General features: G+C 62.7%; 14 protein-coding genes. 7 read left to right on the top strand and 7 right to left on the bottom strand.

The window, feature by feature from the left end; genetic code table 11:
- Positions 1-76 precede the first annotated feature (76 nt).
- Entirely contained in the window at positions 77-379 is a 303-nt protein-coding gene (locus NMG70_RS19215) for a DUF982 domain-containing protein (RefSeq protein ID WP_254025995.1), read from the bottom strand.
- A 229-nt stretch (positions 380-608) separates the two neighbouring features.
- Between NMG70_RS19215 and NMG70_RS19210 the strand changes: the two genes are divergently transcribed.
- The 4 genes from NMG70_RS19210 to otsB all read left to right on the top strand — a co-directional run bounded on the left by NMG70_RS19210 (position 609) and on the right by otsB (position 6564).
- Positions 609-1670, top strand: coding sequence for a glycosyltransferase family 4 protein (locus NMG70_RS19210; protein WP_254025994.1), 1062 nt, complete (start codon positions 609-611; stop codon positions 1668-1670).
- A 41-nt stretch (positions 1671-1711) separates the two neighbouring features.
- Complete coding sequence (locus tag NMG70_RS19205) at positions 1712-3874, top strand: amylo-alpha-1,6-glucosidase (RefSeq protein ID WP_254025993.1); 2163 nt, start codon at positions 1712-1714, stop codon at positions 3872-3874.
- Between the two features lie 171 nt (positions 3875-4045).
- Positions 4046-5806 carry an alpha,alpha-trehalose-phosphate synthase (UDP-forming) gene (locus NMG70_RS19200; protein WP_254025992.1) on the top strand — a complete coding sequence of 587 codons (1761 nt, stop codon included), beginning with the start codon at positions 4046-4048 and terminating at the stop codon, positions 5804-5806.
- On the top strand, positions 5803-6564 hold the full coding sequence (otsB, locus tag NMG70_RS19195; protein ID WP_254025991.1) for a trehalose-phosphatase: 762 nt from the start codon (positions 5803-5805) through the stop codon (positions 6562-6564). The genes NMG70_RS19200 and otsB overlap by 4 nt, the downstream gene beginning before the upstream one ends.
- 206 nt (positions 6565-6770) lie before the next feature.
- Here the strand turns inward: otsB and NMG70_RS19190 are convergent, their stop codons facing one another.
- From NMG70_RS19190 to tpiA, 6 genes are all read right to left on the bottom strand, one after another.
- Positions 6771-7073, bottom strand: a complete 303-nt coding sequence (locus tag NMG70_RS19190; RefSeq protein ID WP_254026237.1) for a DUF982 domain-containing protein — start codon at positions 7071-7073, stop codon at positions 6771-6773.
- Between the two features lie 253 nt (positions 7074-7326).
- Positions 7327-7866: a DUF1697 domain-containing protein gene (locus tag NMG70_RS19185; RefSeq protein ID WP_254026236.1), complete on the bottom strand. Its 540-nt coding sequence runs from the start codon at positions 7864-7866 to the stop codon at positions 7327-7329.
- A 13-nt stretch (positions 7867-7879) separates the two neighbouring features.
- Positions 7880-9517, bottom strand: coding sequence for a CTP synthase (gene pyrG / locus NMG70_RS19180; protein WP_077384098.1), 1638 nt, complete (start codon positions 9515-9517; stop codon positions 7880-7882).
- A 137-nt stretch (positions 9518-9654) separates the two neighbouring features.
- Positions 9655-10773, bottom strand: a complete 1119-nt coding sequence (locus NMG70_RS19175) for a L,D-transpeptidase (protein ID WP_254025990.1) — start codon at positions 10771-10773, stop codon at positions 9655-9657.
- Between the two features lie 211 nt (positions 10774-10984).
- Complete coding sequence (gene secG / locus NMG70_RS19170; RefSeq protein WP_254025989.1) at positions 10985-11443, bottom strand: preprotein translocase subunit SecG; 459 nt, start codon at positions 11441-11443, stop codon at positions 10985-10987.
- Positions 11444-11619: 176 nt separating this feature from the next.
- The gene (gene tpiA, locus NMG70_RS19165; protein WP_254025988.1) at positions 11620-12387 is read right to left on the bottom strand and encodes a triose-phosphate isomerase; all 768 of its coding nucleotides are present in this window, start codon (positions 12385-12387) and stop codon (positions 11620-11622) included.
- Positions 12388-12533: 146 nt separating this feature from the next.
- Here tpiA and NMG70_RS19160 point away from each other — a divergent pair, with 146 nt between their 5' ends.
- The 3 genes from NMG70_RS19160 to trpC are packed head-to-tail and all read left to right on the top strand — an operon-like array spanning position 12534 to position 16289.
- The gene (locus NMG70_RS19160) at positions 12534-14426 is read left to right on the top strand and encodes a SurA N-terminal domain-containing protein (RefSeq protein ID WP_254025987.1); all 1893 of its coding nucleotides are present in this window, start codon (positions 12534-12536) and stop codon (positions 14424-14426) included.
- Positions 14423-15433, top strand: coding sequence for an anthranilate phosphoribosyltransferase (trpD, locus tag NMG70_RS19155; RefSeq protein WP_077384095.1), 1011 nt, complete (start codon positions 14423-14425; stop codon positions 15431-15433). Before NMG70_RS19160 ends, trpD begins: the two co-directional genes overlap by 4 nt.
- Positions 15434-15437: 4 nt before the next feature.
- A complete protein-coding gene (gene trpC, locus NMG70_RS19150; RefSeq protein WP_254025986.1) occupies positions 15438-16289 on the top strand; it encodes an indole-3-glycerol phosphate synthase TrpC in 852 nt (283 codons plus the stop codon).
- The last annotated feature ends 10 nt before the right edge of the window (positions 16290-16299 follow it).

Here is a 16299-nt window from a genome sequence, read left to right as displayed (position 1 = left end):
AAGGCAACGATATCGCGCGAGGCCCGCGGTCGCCAACAGAGACAGGTCGGTAACTGGCACCTGGGAGCGCTGGCGTCTATCGCCTCGGCGTGTATGCGCTCTCCATCTTTTCGCCGCGTATCGGCAGCGCTATGTCGTCATCCAGCAGCCGGGTGATCCGGGCAAAGCCCGTAAAAGCCTTTCTTGCTTCCTCGGCAGACATCTGACCTGCCAGTGCCGCAGCGCAGCAGTTCAGCGCGCATTGATACACCGGGCCGCGCCTACCCTTCGGCCAGTGGCGCAAAAACGTCATCGCTTCGTTGACATTGTCGATTTCTTCCACAGGTCGTCCATGCCCGCGCGCAATTCGCACCGGCGTAAAGAATTCCAGGCGATTCATCTTTTCCTCCCGTCGATCGCGATGCGTTCGATCGAACCTAATTAAATTCACGGCTAGCCAATTGGTTCCCGGCAAAAACGCCCGCTGCCTTGATAAACGGCAGCGGGCCGGCTGGGTCAATCGCCACTCATCGCCTAAGTTCTTACCTCCGACTTCTTGGCCGTCGCGGGAACGTTCGGGGTAGTGGTGCATTTCGACATCAGCGATGATTTCTGGGAAATGCCAGCCTATGAAAATAGCCCATGTGGCGCCGCTCCACGAATCCGTGCCGCCTCGGCTCTATGGAGGCACGGAGCGCATTGTCTCCTATCTGACTGAAGGATTGGTCGAGCTAGGCCATGACGTAACTTTGTTCGCCAGTGGCGATACAAGGACCTCGGCAGAATTAGTGCCCTGTCGCGAGCGTGCGCTGCGTCTTGACCCACGCCCGCTGAAATCCGAGACAGCCGCGCACCTTTCGATGCTTTCCGAGGTGAGGAAACGAGCTCAAGAATTTGATATAATTCACTTCCACCTCAGCCATTTCCTGCATTTTCCCTTCTTCGAGCACATCCATGAGCGGACGGTGACGACGCCGCATGGCAGGCTCGACTATGTCGATCTGGCACCGGCCTATGAGCGTTTCCCGCGCTTTCCAATGATCTCCGTGTCCGGCAGCCAAAGGACGGGGCTGGCCGACGCCAACTGGCTGGCGACGATCCACCACGGGCTGCCGACCGAACTCTACAAGCCGGTTTTCGAGCCGAGCCCAGGGGAGCCGTACCTCGCCTTCCTTGGCCGGATGTCGCGCGACAAGCGTCCGGATCGTGCCATCGAGATCGCGCTGCGCTCGGGGCTGAAACTGAAGCTTGCAGCAAAGATCGGTGACGACGATCGGGCTTATTTCCGCAAAATGGTCGAGCCGCTGGTCGATGGTGATCGTGTCGACTATGTCGGCGAGATCGAGGAAGACAAAAAGGCGGAATTCCTCGGCAAGGCGGCCGGCCTCGTATTCCCGATCGACTGGCCGGAGCCGTTCGGTCTTGCCGTCATAGAAGCGATGGCCTGCGGCACGCCGGTGATCGGCTGGAACCGCGGCGCCTTGCCGGAAATCGTCGACCAAGGCGTGACCGGTTTTATCGTGGATTCCATGGAACGGGCGGTTGCCTCGGTGCCCGACTTGCTGCGGCTCGATAGGCGGAAGGTGCGGGCTGTCTTCGAAAGGCGGTTTTCTGCCAAAAGAATGACCCGCGACTACGTTTCCGCCTATGCGCGCTTGATCGGCGCCTCGGCCGAAGCAAGAGCGTCGTGAGCGGCATTACCTCGGGGGGCGAAACGAGGGAGATGTAGAGAATGGCCCAACTCGACGAGCGTCAGCTTGATCCCGCGGTAGCACTTGCGTCCCTGGACGCCACCGCACCTCGAGAGCCGCATCGGCTGTTCGCCCTCAAGCAAGGCGATTGTTTTGCCGTGGCCGACGCCTACGGCGATATCCGCGGCGCCGGCGACGGTTTCTTCCGTGACGACACGCGAGTGCTTTCCGAATTCCGGCTGACCGTCGGCGACCGGCAGACATCGCTGCTCGGTGCGTCGCTCAGCCAGGACAATGTGCTCTTCACCTCCAACCTGACCAATCTGCCGATGCAGGGCGTCCGCGGCCGGGACATTCCGCAGGGCGCGATCCATATCGAACGCGTCAGGCTGCTTTGGCAGGACCGGCTGTTTGAACGCATCACCCTTTCCAACTACAGCCAGGAACACTCCACCATCCGCGTTTCGCTGCATTTTGCCGCCGATTTCCGCGACATGTTCGAAGTGCGGGGCTCGACAAGGCTGAAGCGCGGCATGGCCCATGCTGCCAAGACGGATGAGACCTGCGTGCTGCTTCGCTACGACGGGTTGGATGGGCTGGCGCGGATGTCGGCGATATCGTTCTCGCAGGCGCCAGACCAGCTGACGGGCGACCGTGCGGATTTCCTGATCGCCGTGACGAGGCGCAGCAGCAAGGTGCTGTATGTCGAAGTCGGTCCCGAGGTGGCGGAAACGCCGAACCGCGATCGCTTCCGCGCCGCCGCGGCCCGGGCTCGCTTCGGCATGCGGGCCAAGCGCCGCCATGGTGCTACGGTGCACAGTTCCGGGCGCGTGTTCAACGATTGGGTCGAGCGTGCCCGCGCCGATGTGGCGTTGCTGACAACCGAGCTTACGACCGGACCCTACCCCTATGCGGGAATCCCCTGGTTTTCGACGGCGTTCGGCCGCGACGGCGTGATCTCCGCCTTGCAGATGCTGTGGCTGAACCCGGGCTTGGCGCGAGGCGTGCTGGCCTTCCTTGCCCAACACCAGGCGACGGAGACATCGCCGTTCAGCGACTCGCAGCCGGGCAAGATCATGCACGAGACCCGCAAAGGCGAAATGGCGGCGCTGCGGGAGCTCCCCTTCGGCCGCTACTATGGCGGTGTCGACACGACGCCACTCTACATCCATCTTGCCTGCGCCTATGCGGACCGTACCGGTGACATGGCGTTCGTCGACAGCCTGTGGCCGTCGCTCTGTGCTGCGGCTGAATGGACCGAGGAGGCAAGCCGGCCGACCGGCTTCGTCACCTATCAGCGTGCCGCCGAGTCCGGCCTCGCCAACCAGGGATGGAAGGACAGCCACGATTCCGTCTTCCATGCCGACGGCCGAACCCCCAAGGGACCGATCGCCCTGGTGGAGGTGCAAGGCTACGCCTTTGCCGCGTTCCGGGGGTTGGCGGCGCTCGCCCGCCGCCGCGGCGAGATCGACAGGGCCGATCATTGGGAGAGCAGCGCCGAGGCCATGCGCGCCGCTGTGGAACGCCATTTCTGGCTGGACGACCTCGGCTTCTATGCCTTGGCGATCGACGGCGCCGGCGAGCCGTGCAAGGTGCGGACGTCTAATGTCGGGCACCTTCTCTATGTCGGCCTCCCCGCGCCGGCACGGGCGCAGATGGTCGCCGACCAGCTGCTTTCGGCGTCCTTCCATTCGGGCTGGGGGCTGAGAACGCTCGCCGACGATGCTGTGTTCTTCAACCCGATGTCATACCACAACGGCTCGATCTGGCCGCATGACACCGCCATTTGCGGCGCCGGTCTGGCACGCTTTGGCGAGCGTGAAAACGTGATCCGGCTGATGAGCAGCACCTTTGAATCGGCTGTCCATTTCAACATGCGGTTGCCCGAGCTGTTCTGCGGCTTTACCCGCGCGCCGGGCGAAGCGCCGATCGCCTATCCGGTCGCCTGCCTGCCGCAGGCGTGGTCGGCTGGGTCTGCCTTCATGCTGATGCAGGCCTGCCTCGGCCTCGAGATCGACGGCTGGGCCGGCGAAATCCACGTCACCCGTCCCAGGCTGCCGATTGGTATCGACACGCTCACGCTGAGGCATCTTGGCGTTGGCACCAGCAAGGTGGATCTGACGTTCCAGCGTGTCGGCGATCGGGTTGTCGCCTTTCTCGCCGACCGGCATGAGGGGTTAGTACCGCTCATCGTGCGAACCTAGTTGGGTGCGGCCCTAGTTTGGCTTTCGCATGGAACCAACCGCGCGGCTGCAATTAGCGGAACCGATACCCCGTCTAAGCGTTCCGACGCACGGCAGCTTGTCACGTTGGCGGCTGCGAATTCGAAAACAAACAAAATGGCCACCGATCGGCCGGAGAAGATCGTTGTTCCAATGTCAGACTTTGGCATAGAGGTGCTCTGGGTTCTAATCATTGCAAGCCTTGGCCTTTCCGCTGTTGCCCTGGTGTTCTCGATATCCCACCGGCGCCACATACCTGCGGCAGCATCCTCCGCAGGCGATGACGTGGCTTCGGAAGCGGCCCGCACGGTGCTGCGGGAATTTGAAAAGAATGGCCACTCGGCCGATGCAGCGCTGATCACATGGTCGCCAGACACGTTGCGCAAAATCCTGGCCGACGATCTGCCGGAGACGCAGGTGATCGTCGTATCCAACCGCGAGCCCTACATCCACAACACTAGGGATGATGGCATCGAGCTCCTGGTGCCGGCCAGCGGGCTGGTTTCGGCGCTTGAGCCGATCACCCGCGCCTGCGCCGGCACCTGGATTGCGTATGGCGGCGGAACAGCGGACCGTCTCACCGTCGATGAGAACGACCGTGTTGAGGTGCCGCCTGGCAATCCGTCCTACACGCTGCGCAGGGTCTGGCTAACCGAGGAAGAATACCACGCCTATTATCTGGGCTTCGCCAATGAAGGTCTGTGGCCGCTTTGCCATATCGCCTTCACCCGCCCGATTTTTCGCGCCTCGGATTGGGAGGCCTATGAGGCTGTCAACCGGAAGTTCGCCGATACGGTGGTTGCCGAAGCGCGCAACGAGCGGCCGATCGTGCTGGTCCAGGACTACCACTTCGCGCTCTTGCCGCGCATGATCCGTGAGCGCCTGCCCGAGGCGATCATCATTACTTTCTGGCATATCCCATGGCCCAACTCGGAAGTGTACAGCATCTGTCCATGGCGTGAACGGATTCTGGAAGGATTGCTGGGCAGCTCCATCATCGGCTTCCATACGCAGTTTCATGCCAACAACTTCACCGAGAGCGTCGACCGCTTCCTGGAAAGCCGGATAGAACGGGCGGACGCGGCGATCTCCTATGGCGGGCAAACGACTCTGGTCCACGCTTACCCCATTTCCATAGAATGGCCGTCCGAACTGCTGGCAAGATTGCCGCCTGTCGAGGAATGCCGTGCCCGTGTCCGCGACAGATTCGGGCTGCCGGCGAACGTCAAACTGTGCGTCGGCGTCGAACGCCTCGACTACACCAAAGGCATTCTCGATCGCTTTCATGCCCTGGACGAATTGTTCACGCGATATCCCGAATGGGTAGGCAAAGTGGTTTTCCTGCAGGTCGCGGCGCCCAGCCGGGGCACATTGCCGGCCTACCAGCAGCTTCATGACGAATGCCTTCGCTATGCCGAAGAGCTCAACCAGCGCTACGGCGGCGAGAACTACAGTCCCGTCCTGATGCTCGCCGAACATCACTCGCAGGAGCAGGTCTACGAGATCTATCGCGCCGCCGACATATGCATGGTCACCAGCCTGCATGACGGCATGAACCTGGTGGCCAAGGAATTCGTCGCGGCGCGCGACGACGAACAGGGCGTGCTGCTGCTCAGCACCTTTGCCGGCGCTTCGCGCGAACTCCTGGAGGCACTGATCGTCAACCCCTATGATGCGACCATGATGAGCGAGGCGCTGCTCCAGGCGCTGACCATGACGCCGGACGAGCAGCGCGAGCGCATGCGGCCCATGCGCGAGATGGTCCGCGACAACAATGTCTATCGCTGGGCCGGCAGCATGCTGCTGGACGCTGCCCGCCTTCGCAAACGCGGGGTGACTGGCAACGGCGAGCGGCCATCCAACAGCAACAACGTCGTTTCCCTCTTCGAGCGAGCACGAAAGGCGGCGTCGTGACGGACCTGAGACTGCCGCTGGCCCCCGACCTGCCGGACGAGCAATGGGCGCTTTTTCTCGATATCGACGGCACCTTGCTGGAACATGCCGCTCATCCCGACGCTGTCTTCGTCGGTGATGAACTGCGTCAGCTTCTCGGAAGAATCGAGCGAAGGCTGGGCGGCGCCCTCGCCTTCATCACCGGACGTTCGGTCTCTGCCGTCGACAGATTGTTTCATCCCCTGAAGCTGCGCGTTGCAGGGCTGTACGGGCTAGAGCATCGGTTGACGCCGGACGGCCAAGTCAACATTGCCGACGCTCCGGCGGATATCGCGGCCCTTGCCGACGAGATCGAGGCCGAACTGGGTGGAGGCAAGGTATATGTCGAGCGCAAAGGGCCGGTCTTGGCCATCCATACCCGCGCTGCGCCGCAACTGCTTGCCCGGGCAACGCAGCTTGTCGAACAGGCATTGACGCAGCTTCCGCCCGGGTATCGCGTGATTGCGGGAAACGCTGGCGTTGAACTCATGCCGCTGGAAGCCGTCAAAGGTGCTGCCATCCGGCGTTTCATGGAAACCGCGCCCTTTGCCGGCCGGCGGCCGGTATTCCTCGGGGATGACAGCTCGGACGAACACGGTTTCGAGGCAATAAACGAGGCCAACGGCATCTCTATCCGCGTGAAGCCGCGCGGGCCGACGGTTGCAAGCTACGGTCTCGGCGACGTGACCGAGGCAATAGCCTGGCTCGAGGCCAATTTCGGCGCGGCGCGGGTGTCCTGATCGCGATCTCGGTGATCACCAGACAGGTTCGCGGGCATGGCTAAAGCGCGTCGCATGAGGCCGTAAACGCGACGCGCTTTGAAAGCGGTGCAACCCGGTTTGAAGCGGGCCCATGAGCCGCCGAGCCCGCCAGGCCGCCTCGGAGCAGCAATTCACCGCTCCTTGGTAGATCGGGCCCCACGCGGCAAAGTGCAAATTATGAACGTTCATCGCCTCAGCGCATGCACACTATCAACATTGCCGCCGCCTATCGGCAGCGCCATGTCTTCGTCGAGCAAGCGCGTGATGCGAGCGAAGCCGGTAAAAGCCTTCCTTGCTTCCTCTACCGACATTCGGCCCGCCAGAGCCGCGGAGCAGCAATTCACTGCGCATCGGTAGACTGGCCCACGCCGCCCGATTGGCCATTTGCGCAAGAACTCCATCGCTTCGGCTACGCTATCAATTTCTTCGGCAGGGCTTTCCTGCCCGCGCGAAATCCGCACTGGCGAAAAGAATTGCAGGCGATCCATTGTTTCCTCCCGGTCGATCGCTATGCGCCTGATCGAACCTTTAAATTCACTGCTGACCATGTGGTTTCCGGCAAACAGGGCCCGATGGTGAAAAAAGTGGGGCCAAAAACGAAGTCTCTCATATCGTTCTACCGAAATCGAATCACCAAACGTGACAAAGGAGGCGATCAACCGTTACGCTGCAACGAAACGCGCAGTTCTGATTGAATGTCTTTTAAGGCCAAAGCCGGCAAATCAATCGGTTGCCGGAATTCTATTTGCCGACCATCTCGGCCAGCTTGCGCACTGTGTTCCAGTTGCGCGAGGTGCCGATGCCGAGCCGTTTATGGCCCATCGCCGCCACAAGCCGCGAGCTTGGCGTCTCGCGCGAAAAGAAGATCCAGATGTCGCCGCCGACGGCCTGCATCCGTTCATCCTTGCCCACATAGGCCTCCAGTGCCGTAATGGCCTCAGCGGCAACAGGCTTGCGCATCACGCGCACCGCTACCTGATCCGCGGCGGCCGCCGATTCGGCGGGAAACGGATTGCCGGCCGCAAGCTTCAACCAGTCGTCCGCACGGCGCACGATGATGTCGACATGGCGGCCGAAGGTCTTTTGGAACGCGGTTTCCAATCGGCGCTCCAGCGCGGCAATTTGTGTTTCTTTCGTCTCGAAAACCAGATTGCCGGTTGCCACCAGCGTGCGCGGGTTGTTCAGCCCCAGGCCTTCTGTCATGGCCCTGAGATCGGACATGACGACACGCCGCCCCTCGCCCAGGACGATGCTGTAAAGCAGAGCGACGTAGGTTTGCATGCTAACCTGTCGATTAGACCAGGCGGCTCTGCTCCACAGCCGCCTCGATGAAGCTGGCAAACAGCGGGTGCGGGTCAAGCGGCCGGCTTTTCAGCTCGGGATGATATTGCACGCCGATGAACCAGGGATGGTCCGGATATTCGACCGTCTCCGGCAGCACGCCGTCCGGCGACATGCCGGCAAAGACCAGGCCGCAATCCTCGAGCCGCTCCTTGTAGTCGACATTGACCTCGTAGCGGTGGCGGTGGCGCTCGGAGATCTGCGTATCGCCATAGATCTCAGCGATCTTCGAGCCCTTGGCGAGGTCCGCCTGATAGGCACCGAGCCGCATGGTGCCGCCGAGATCGCCGGTTTCCCTGCGCTTCTCCAGCATGTTGCCTTTCAGCCATTCCGTCATCAGGCCGACGACCGGTTCCTCGGTCGGACCGAATTCGGTCGACGAGGCATGCTTGACGCCGGCCAGCGAACGCGCTGCCTCGATGCAGGCCATCTGCATGCCGAAGCAGATGCCGAAATACGGCACTTTTCGCTCGCGGGCGAACTTCGCCGCAAGGATCTTGCCTTCCGCGCCGCGCTCGCCAAAACCGCCGGGGACCAGAATGCCGTGGACCTTTTCCAGCCACGGCGCCGGGTCTTCCTTCTCGAATATCTCGCTTTCTATCCAGTCGAGCTTGACCTTGACGTGGTTGGCGAGACCGCCATGCGACAGCGCCTCGATCAGCGATTTGTAGGCGTCCTTGAGGCCGGTATATTTGCCGACGACGGCGATGGTCACCTCGCCTTCCGGATTGTGGATGCGTTTGGACACCGCTTGCCAGGGCTCCATCCGCGGCTTCGGCGCCGGATCGATGCCGAAAGCGGCCAGCACTTCCGAATCCAGCCCTTCATTGTGATAGGCCATCGGCACGTCGTAGATGTGCGGCACGTCGAGCGCCTGGATGACCGCGCTCTCGCGCACGTTGCAGAACAGCGACAGTTTGCGGCGCTCTTCCCTGGGGATGGGGCGGTCGGCGCGGACCAGCAGAATGTCGGGCGCGATGCCGATGCCGCGCAATTCCTTGACCGAATGCTGGGTCGGCTTGGTCTTCAATTCGCCCGCCGTTGGGATGTAGGGCATCAGCGTCAGGTGCACGTAGACGGCGTTGTTGCGCGGCAGGTCGTTGCCAAGTTGGCGGATCGCCTCCAGAAACGGCATCGCCTCGATGTCGCCGACGGTGCCGCCGATCTCGCACAGGACGAAGTCATAGTCGTCATTGCCGTTGAGGATGAAATTCTTGATCTCGTCGGTGACGTGCGGAATGACCTGCACGGTGGCGCCAAGATAGTCGCCGCGTCGCTCCCGCTCGATGATGTTCTTGTAGATGCGGCCCGTGGTGATGTTGTCCTGCTGGTTGGCCGAGCGGCCGGTGAAGCGCTCATAATGGCCAAGATCGAGATCGGTCTCGGCGCCGTCATCCGTCACGAAGACTTCGCCATGCTGGTATGGCGACATCGTGCCGGGATCGACATTGAGATAGGGATCAAGCTTCTTGATGCGCGCGCGATAGCCTCGCGCCTGCAAGAGAGCCCCAAGGGCCGCTGCAGCGATGCCTTTTCCGAGTGAGGAGACCACGCCGCCTGTGATGAATACATATCGCGCCATGGGAGTCATCGCTTAACGCGGCCGAATTGATTCCGCCAGAGAAAAAACCGCCGCGAAGGCTTTTTCCAGAGAAGGCGCCCTGGTGATGCTCGAACCAAAACAAAAGGGCCGGCGAGGCCGGCCCTTTTGTTTGACCCGTCAAGGCGTCAGATGATGACGACCTTGGTGCCCACTTTCACCCTGCGATAAAGGTCCATGACGTGCTCGTTGATCATGCGGAAACAGCCGTTGGAGGCGCTCGTCCCGATCGACTGCGGCGCAATGGTGCCGTGAATGCGCAGATGGGTGTCCTTCTTGCCGTCGTAGAGATAGATGGCGCGCGCCCCGAGCGGGTTTTCGCCGCCGCCGGGCATGCCGTCCTTGTAGCGGCCGTAATTCTTCGGCTCACGCTTCTGCATCTCGAGCGTCGGGATCCAGCGCGGCCATTCCTGCTTGTCGCCGACGGCGACCGTGCCCTTGAACTGCAGGCCGTCACGACCGACCGCAATCGCATATCGGCGGGCGGTCCAGGAGGATTCGACGAGATAGAGGCGGCGCGCACTCGTATCGATGACGATGGTGCCGGGGCTATAGCCGGTGAACTCGACCTCTTGCGGCACGAACTCCGGCTTCACCTTGAACTGCTTCCTGGCTTCCTTCCTGGCGAGAGCGGCATCGAGAGCGCGGGTCTCGGGGAGCAGTGACATCGACGAGGACGTGCCGCCGAACAGGCCGGCGAACAGCCCGACGCTCTGCGGCTTCTGTCCGACCGGCTCGCTGCGCAATTCGCCGTTGTTGCCGGTCAGCGCGACGTTCATAGCCTCGGCGGGAATTGCCTTGGCCGACTGGATTGGTGCGATCGGTTGCATCGGTTCGATGATCTTGACCGGCCTGGCATCGGCCAGCCTGGCCTGGCCAGCGGACTTATCCTTCCTGGCGAGGCCCTTCTTGGCAAAAAACGCCTGCCGTTCCGCGTCGGACCTGGCTTTGGCCGCCTCGCGCATCGCCAGCTTCCTTGCCTCGATCGCCTTGATTCGAGCAGCCTGCTTGTCAGCCGCGATCTTGGCCTCGATCTTCCTGATCTGGGCAAGATCGGCCGCGCTCGGGTCTTTTTTCTTCTTGAGGAGCTTTAGTTGCGCCGTATGGCTTTTGGCGGCGACGTTGACGACGTCAGTTGTGACTGCGGATTTAGGGGCCGAATTACCCGCCGGCATGGCCGCATAAGCGGGCGCACCAAGGCTGAGCACGGCCCAAAGGCCGGCTAAAATGAAGCTGCGAAGCTGCATGGCGAAGATCCGATCGTTCAATGCTTGTTGCCACGGCGTCGCCCGGCGTCCCCCAAGGACCCCGAAAGTGCCGCGCGCAATCTATAATCGATTAATCGGAGACGCCTCAAGCGCCCTGGCGTACCGCGCCCGGTCGAATCCTCGTGATCGTGCGGCATTTGCCGCGACTGTGTTCAAACAACAACAGATCGCGGCGCCGGACGTCTGCTGATTACTGGTTTGGAACCTGCGGCGTTACTGGCAGGGTGGCGCCGTTTGTGGCCGGCGGCGTGGTCGAATCCGCCGCTGGCGGTGCAGCGGGAGCCGGGGCTGCGGCATCATTGCCGGAAGGCGGCGTTGGCGTTGTACTGCCGGACGGCGGTGTCGGCGTCGTGGTGCCAGGCAACTGGTTGAGCACGCCGCCCCCGCCGTTCGTCACAGGCACGCGATCGAGAATATCGATCGGCTTCTCGCCGTAACGGGCGACGATCGACAAGGTCAGGGAGGTGGCGAAGAACGCCGCCGCCAGGATCGCCGTCGCCCGCGTCAGCGCGTTGGCGGCGCCGCGCGCGGTCATGAAGCCCGATCCGCCGCCGATGCCGAGGCCGCCGCCTTCGGAGCGCTGCAGCAGCACCACGCCGACAAGAGCGAGCACGACCATGAGGTGGACGACGATCAGTACGGTTTCCATAATTTATCCTGGCAAAGCCTTGCGCGGCCGCGGATACGACCGGTGATTTGGAGGCGGCTCATACAATGCTTTGACGGCATTTCCAAGCCCGTGGCCGGAATATGGGAAGCAATGCGGCCGTTGCAACGTTTTCTGCTGCAGCACAGTATCCGAAGTGCCCCGACAGCCTTTCGATGCTAGGAGATATTTCGATAGGCTTCGGCAATGCCGAGAAAGTCCGCCGCCTTCAGGCTGGCGCCGCCGACCAGCGCGCCGTCGACATTTTTCACGCCGAGCAGTTCGACCGCGTTCGACGGCTTGACCGAGCCGCCATAGAGGATGCGCATCTTCGCCGCCACGCTGCCAAGCTTTTCCGACAGTTTTTCGCGAATATGCGCATGCGCCTCAGCAACGTCGGCGGCGGTCGGCGTCAGTCCCGTGCCGATCGCCCATACCGGCTCGTAGGCGATGGCGGTATTCGATGCCGTGGCGTTCGGCGGCACCGAGCCGGCGACCTGGCGCGACAGCACGTCGAGCGTAGCGCCCGCCTCGCGCTCGGCTCTTGTCTCGCCGATGCAGATGATGGCAACCAGCCCGGCGCGCCACGCCGCGGACGCCTTTGCCTGGACAATGGCGTCGTCCTCATTGTGATCGGCGCGGCGTTCGGAATGGCCGACGATGACGTGACTGGCGCCCGCATCTTTCAGCATCTCGGCCGAAATACAGCCGGTATGGGCGCCGCTCTCCTTGGTGTGGCAATCCTCGCCCCCGGCCCGGACCGGCGTGCGCGACAAGATCTCCGCGGCATGCGCAAGCAGCGTCGCCGGAACGCAGACCAGCGCTTCGGTCTCCGCATCGAGCCCGCTCATGAAGCCGTTGCCGATCATCCTGAGTTCGTTGAGCGAGGCGCTGGTGCCGTTCATTTTCCAGTTGCCGGCGACCAGCGGGCGGATTCCAGGCGTCATGGGATTTGCTTCTCCGGGCAATATTCGGCTGCGTCCTCACTACCAAACTCAGCCCACAAAGCAATCGACAGTGGGCCGGAAGGACGCTATTGCGCTTGTTTCAGACTCGGCGCATGCGAAAATGCGCGAAAAAATCGGAAGTGACCATGCTTGGTATCTTAAGAAGCGCGGCGGGGACCTGGATCGCGAAAGCGCTGCTGATATTGTTGGTGTTGAGCTTCGCCGTCTGGGGCATTTCCGGACAGATGGTCGGTGGTTTTGCCGGCCACGATGCCGTTGTCACGGCCGGAGGCACCAAAGTGTCGATCAACGAGTATCGGCTGGCCTATGACCGGCAGATCAGCGTGATGTCGCAGCAATTCGGCCAGCGCATCAGCCGCGAGCAGGCGACGGCGCTCGGCCTCGACAACCAGGTGCTGGCGCAACTCGTGTCGGGGGCAGTCCTCGATGAGCAGGCCCGCAAGCTCGGGCTTGGGCTGTCCAAGGACCGGCTGGCCCAACTCACGCATGAAGACCCGGCCTTCAAGGGTCCCGGCGGCACCTTCGACAGAAGGACCTTCGAATACATACTGCAACAGGTCGGCATGCGGCCGGAAGACTATCTCAGGAATCGCGCCCAGGTGGCTGTGCGCCAGCAGATTGTCGAGGCGGTTTCGGACGGTCTCAAGGCTCCGAATACGTTCTTGAAGGCGGTCGCGCTCTATCGCGGCGAAGACCGCACCATCGACTACGTGACCTTGCCGAAATCGCTGGTCGAGCCGATCGAAGCGCCATCCGACACTACGCTTTCGGCCTATTTTGAGGAAAACAAGAAGACCTATGCGGCGCCCGAATACCGCAAATTCTCCTATGTCAGGCTCGAGCCGGAAGACATCATGGATGTGAGTTCCGTGACCGACCAACAGGTCAGCGACGACTACAACAAGAACAAGGGGCGCTACACCACGCCGGAAACGCGCACCATCGAACAGCTCGTGTTCAAAACGCCCGATGCCGCGAAGGCCGCGCTCGATTCACTCAAGACCGGCGCGACCTTCGACAAACTCGTCGCCGCCGAGGGCAAGACGCAGGCCGACACCCTGCTCGGCACGCTGTCCAAGGACAAGATCGCCGACAAAGCGGTGGCGGATGCGGCGTTTGCGCTCAACGTCAACGAAGTCAGCCCGGTCGTACAGGGCGCCTTCGGTCCGGTGCTGCTGCGCGTCACCGAGATCAAGCCCGAAGCGGTGAAGCCGCTGGCCGAAGTGGCCGCCGACATCCGCAAGGACCTGGCGCTCGGCGAGGCAAGCCGCATTCTGCTCGACGTGCATGACAGCTACGAAGATAGCCGCGCTTCGGGCAGCACGCTCAAGGAAGCGGCCGAAAAACTGAAGCTGAAGGTCGTCACCATCGACGCGATCGATCGCACCGGCCTGATGCCGGACGGCACCATCGTCAAGGATCTGCCGGAATCACCGGATCTCATCAAGGCGGTGTTCGATGCCGAACCCGGCACCGAGAATCCCGACCTCACCACCGCCAACAACGGCTTCGTGTTCTACGAGGTGGAGTCGATCACGCCGGCCCGCGACCGCACGCTGGACGAAGTCCGCCAGAAGGTGGTGGCCGACTGGACGGCGGCGGAAACGACCAAGCGGCTCACCGCAAAAGCGCAGGAGCTCGAAAAGCGTCTCGAGGCCGGCACCACGCTCGACGTGATCGCGAGCGAGCTCAAGCTTGAGAAGCAGACCAAGCGCGGCGTCAAGCGCGGCGCGGACGACGCCGATTTCGGCAAGGAAGGAGCCGCGGCGATGTTCGCTGAAGGCAAAGGCGGGACCGGATTGATCCCCTCGCCCACCGGCGACGGACAGATCCTGTTCAAGATCGCCGAAGTCTTCGAGCCTGCCGGAGCCGACGCCAGCTCGGTGCCGGACGACGCGCAGAAATCGTTCACCGCCGGCATGTCCGACGACCTGCTCGACCAGCTGGTGGCGCAGCTGCAGACGCAATATGACGTTCGCATAGACCAGACCGCCGTTGCCCAAGCCCTGACCAGATGAGCGCGCTCAAGACCCATATCGCCAAGGTCGCCGCCGGCAGCTCGCTTTCCTTCGAGGAAGCGCGCGATGCCTTCGACATCATCATGTCGGGCGACGCCACGCCCGGCCAGATCGGCGGCTTCCTGATGGCGCTGCGCGTGCGCGGCGAGACGGTGAGCGAGATTTCCGGCGCCGTCGCCACCATGCGCGCCAAGATGCTGCGCGTCGACGCGCCGGCTGGCGCCATCGACATCGTCGGCACCGGCGGCGACAATTCGCACAGCGTCAACATCTCGACCGCATCCGCCTTCGTCATCGCCGCCTGCGGCGTCCCGGTGGCCAAGCACGGCAATCGCGGACTATCCTCGCAGACCGGCGCCGCCGACGTGCTGACCGCGCTCGGCGTCAAGCTCGACATCCCGCCGGAAACGATCGGCCGCTGCATCCACGACGCAGGCGTCGGCTTCATGTTCGCGCCGGCGCATCATCCGGCGATGAAGCATGTCGGCCCGATCCGCGTCGAGCTCGGCACCCGCACAATCTTCAACCTGCTTGGCCCGCTCTCCAATCCGGCTGGTGTCGTCAGGCAGATGGTTGGCGTCTTCTTGCCGGAATGGATCATGCCGGTGGCCGAGACGTTGAAGGCACTGGGCGCCGACCACGCCTGGGTCGCCCATGGCGACGGCTATGACGAGATCACCACCACCGGCGAAACCCAAGTCGCCGAACTGGTCGGCGGCGAGATCCGCAGCTTTACGCTGACCCCGGAAGCGGTCGGGCTGAAGCGGCATACCAAGGACGAATTGCGCGGCGGCGATGCCGCCTACAACGCCCAGGCGCTGCGCGACATGCTGGGCGGCGCTGCCGGCGCCTTTCGCGATACGGTGCTGATGAACGCCGGCGCCGGACTGGTGGTGGCGGGAAAGGCGACGACGCTTGCCGATGGCATGGCGACGGCGGCGCAAGCCATCGACAGCGGCCGGGCGCTGAAAGTGCTTGACCGGCTGGTCGAGATTTCGAACGGATAGCGCCGTGTCTGATATCCTGCGCAAGATCGAAGCCTACAAGCGCGACGAGATCGCGGCGGCGAAGGCGCGGGTGCCGCTTGCCGAAATCGCGGCACGGGCAAAGGCTACCGACGCACCACGCGGCTTTCTCTCGGCCCTTGAAGCCAAACGCAAATCCGGCAGTTTCGCGCTGATCGCCGAGATCAAGAAGGCGAGCCCGTCCAAGGGCCTGATCCGCGCCGATTTCGATCCGCCGGCGCTGGCCAGGGCCTATGCCAAAGGTGGGGCTGCCTGCCTCTCGGTGCTGACCGATGCGCCGTCTTTCCAGGGGGCGCCTGAATTCCTCACCGATGCGCGCAGCGCCGTGACATTGCCGGCTTTGCGCAAGGATTTTCTGTTCGATCCTTATCAGGTGTTCGAGGCCCGTGCGTGGGGCGCGGACGCCATCCTGATCATCATGGCGAGCGTCGATGACGCCGTGGCCAGGGAACTCGAAACGACGGCTTTCGAGCTCGGCATGGATGCCCTGGTCGAGGTGCATGACGAGGCCGAGACGGAACGCGCGCTGAAACTGTCGTCGCGGCTGATCGGCATCAACAACCGCAATCTCCGGACGTTCGAAACCAGCATCGAGACATCGGAGCGGCTCGCGGCGATGGTGCCGGCCGACCGGCTGCTGGTCAGCGAGAGCGGTATCTTCTCGCATGAAGACTGCCGCAGGCTGGAACGGAGCGACATTGGCACTTTCCTCGTCGGCGAGAGCCTGATGCGGCAACAGGACGTGGCCACTGCGACGCACCTGCTTTTGACGGGCAAGGCGCCCGCCAATGCATCTGCCCTACAATCGGAATCGATTTTCGGAGAGCATGATGCATAGAAACAAAGCG

It is taken from the genome of Mesorhizobium ventifaucium (assembly GCF_935822925.1).
Classification (GTDB): Bacteria; Pseudomonadota; Alphaproteobacteria; order Rhizobiales; family Rhizobiaceae; genus Mesorhizobium; species Mesorhizobium ventifaucium.
The sequence above is the reverse complement of the archived record's forward strand: the minus strand, read 5'-3'. Positions and strand labels throughout refer to the sequence as shown.

What these genes read in the sequence shown, in the direction of transcription:
- NMG70_RS19215 (WP_254025995.1), bottom strand. Translation starts at nt 379, where the DNA reads ATGAATCGCCTGGAATTCTTTACGCCGGTGCGAATTGCGCGCGGGCAT.
- NMG70_RS19210 (WP_254025994.1), top strand. Translation starts at nt 609, where the DNA reads ATGAAAATAGCCCATGTGGCGCCGCTCCACGAATCCGTGCCGCCTCGG.
- NMG70_RS19205 (WP_254025993.1), top strand. Translation starts at nt 1,712, where the DNA reads ATGGCCCAACTCGACGAGCGTCAGCTTGATCCCGCGGTAGCACTTGCG.
- NMG70_RS19200 (WP_254025992.1), top strand. Translation starts at nt 4,046, where the DNA reads ATGTCAGACTTTGGCATAGAGGTGCTCTGGGTTCTAATCATTGCAAGC.
- NMG70_RS19190 (WP_254026237.1), bottom strand. Translation starts at nt 7,073, where the DNA reads ATGGATCGCCTGCAATTCTTTTCGCCAGTGCGGATTTCGCGCGGGCAG.
- NMG70_RS19185 (WP_254026236.1), bottom strand. Translation starts at nt 7,866, where the DNA reads ATGCAAACCTACGTCGCTCTGCTTTACAGCATCGTCCTGGGCGAGGGG.
- pyrG (WP_077384098.1), bottom strand. Translation starts at nt 9,517, where the DNA reads ATGACTCCCATGGCGCGATATGTATTCATCACAGGCGGCGTGGTCTCC.
- NMG70_RS19175 (WP_254025990.1), bottom strand. Translation starts at nt 10,773, where the DNA reads ATGCAGCTTCGCAGCTTCATTTTAGCCGGCCTTTGGGCCGTGCTCAGC.
- secG (WP_254025989.1), bottom strand. Translation starts at nt 11,443, where the DNA reads ATGGAAACCGTACTGATCGTCGTCCACCTCATGGTCGTGCTCGCTCTT.
- tpiA (WP_254025988.1), bottom strand. Translation starts at nt 12,387, where the DNA reads ATGACGCCTGGAATCCGCCCGCTGGTCGCCGGCAACTGGAAAATGAAC.
- NMG70_RS19160 (WP_254025987.1), top strand. Translation starts at nt 12,534, where the DNA reads ATGCTTGGTATCTTAAGAAGCGCGGCGGGGACCTGGATCGCGAAAGCG.
- trpD (WP_077384095.1), top strand. Translation starts at nt 14,423, where the DNA reads ATGAGCGCGCTCAAGACCCATATCGCCAAGGTCGCCGCCGGCAGCTCG.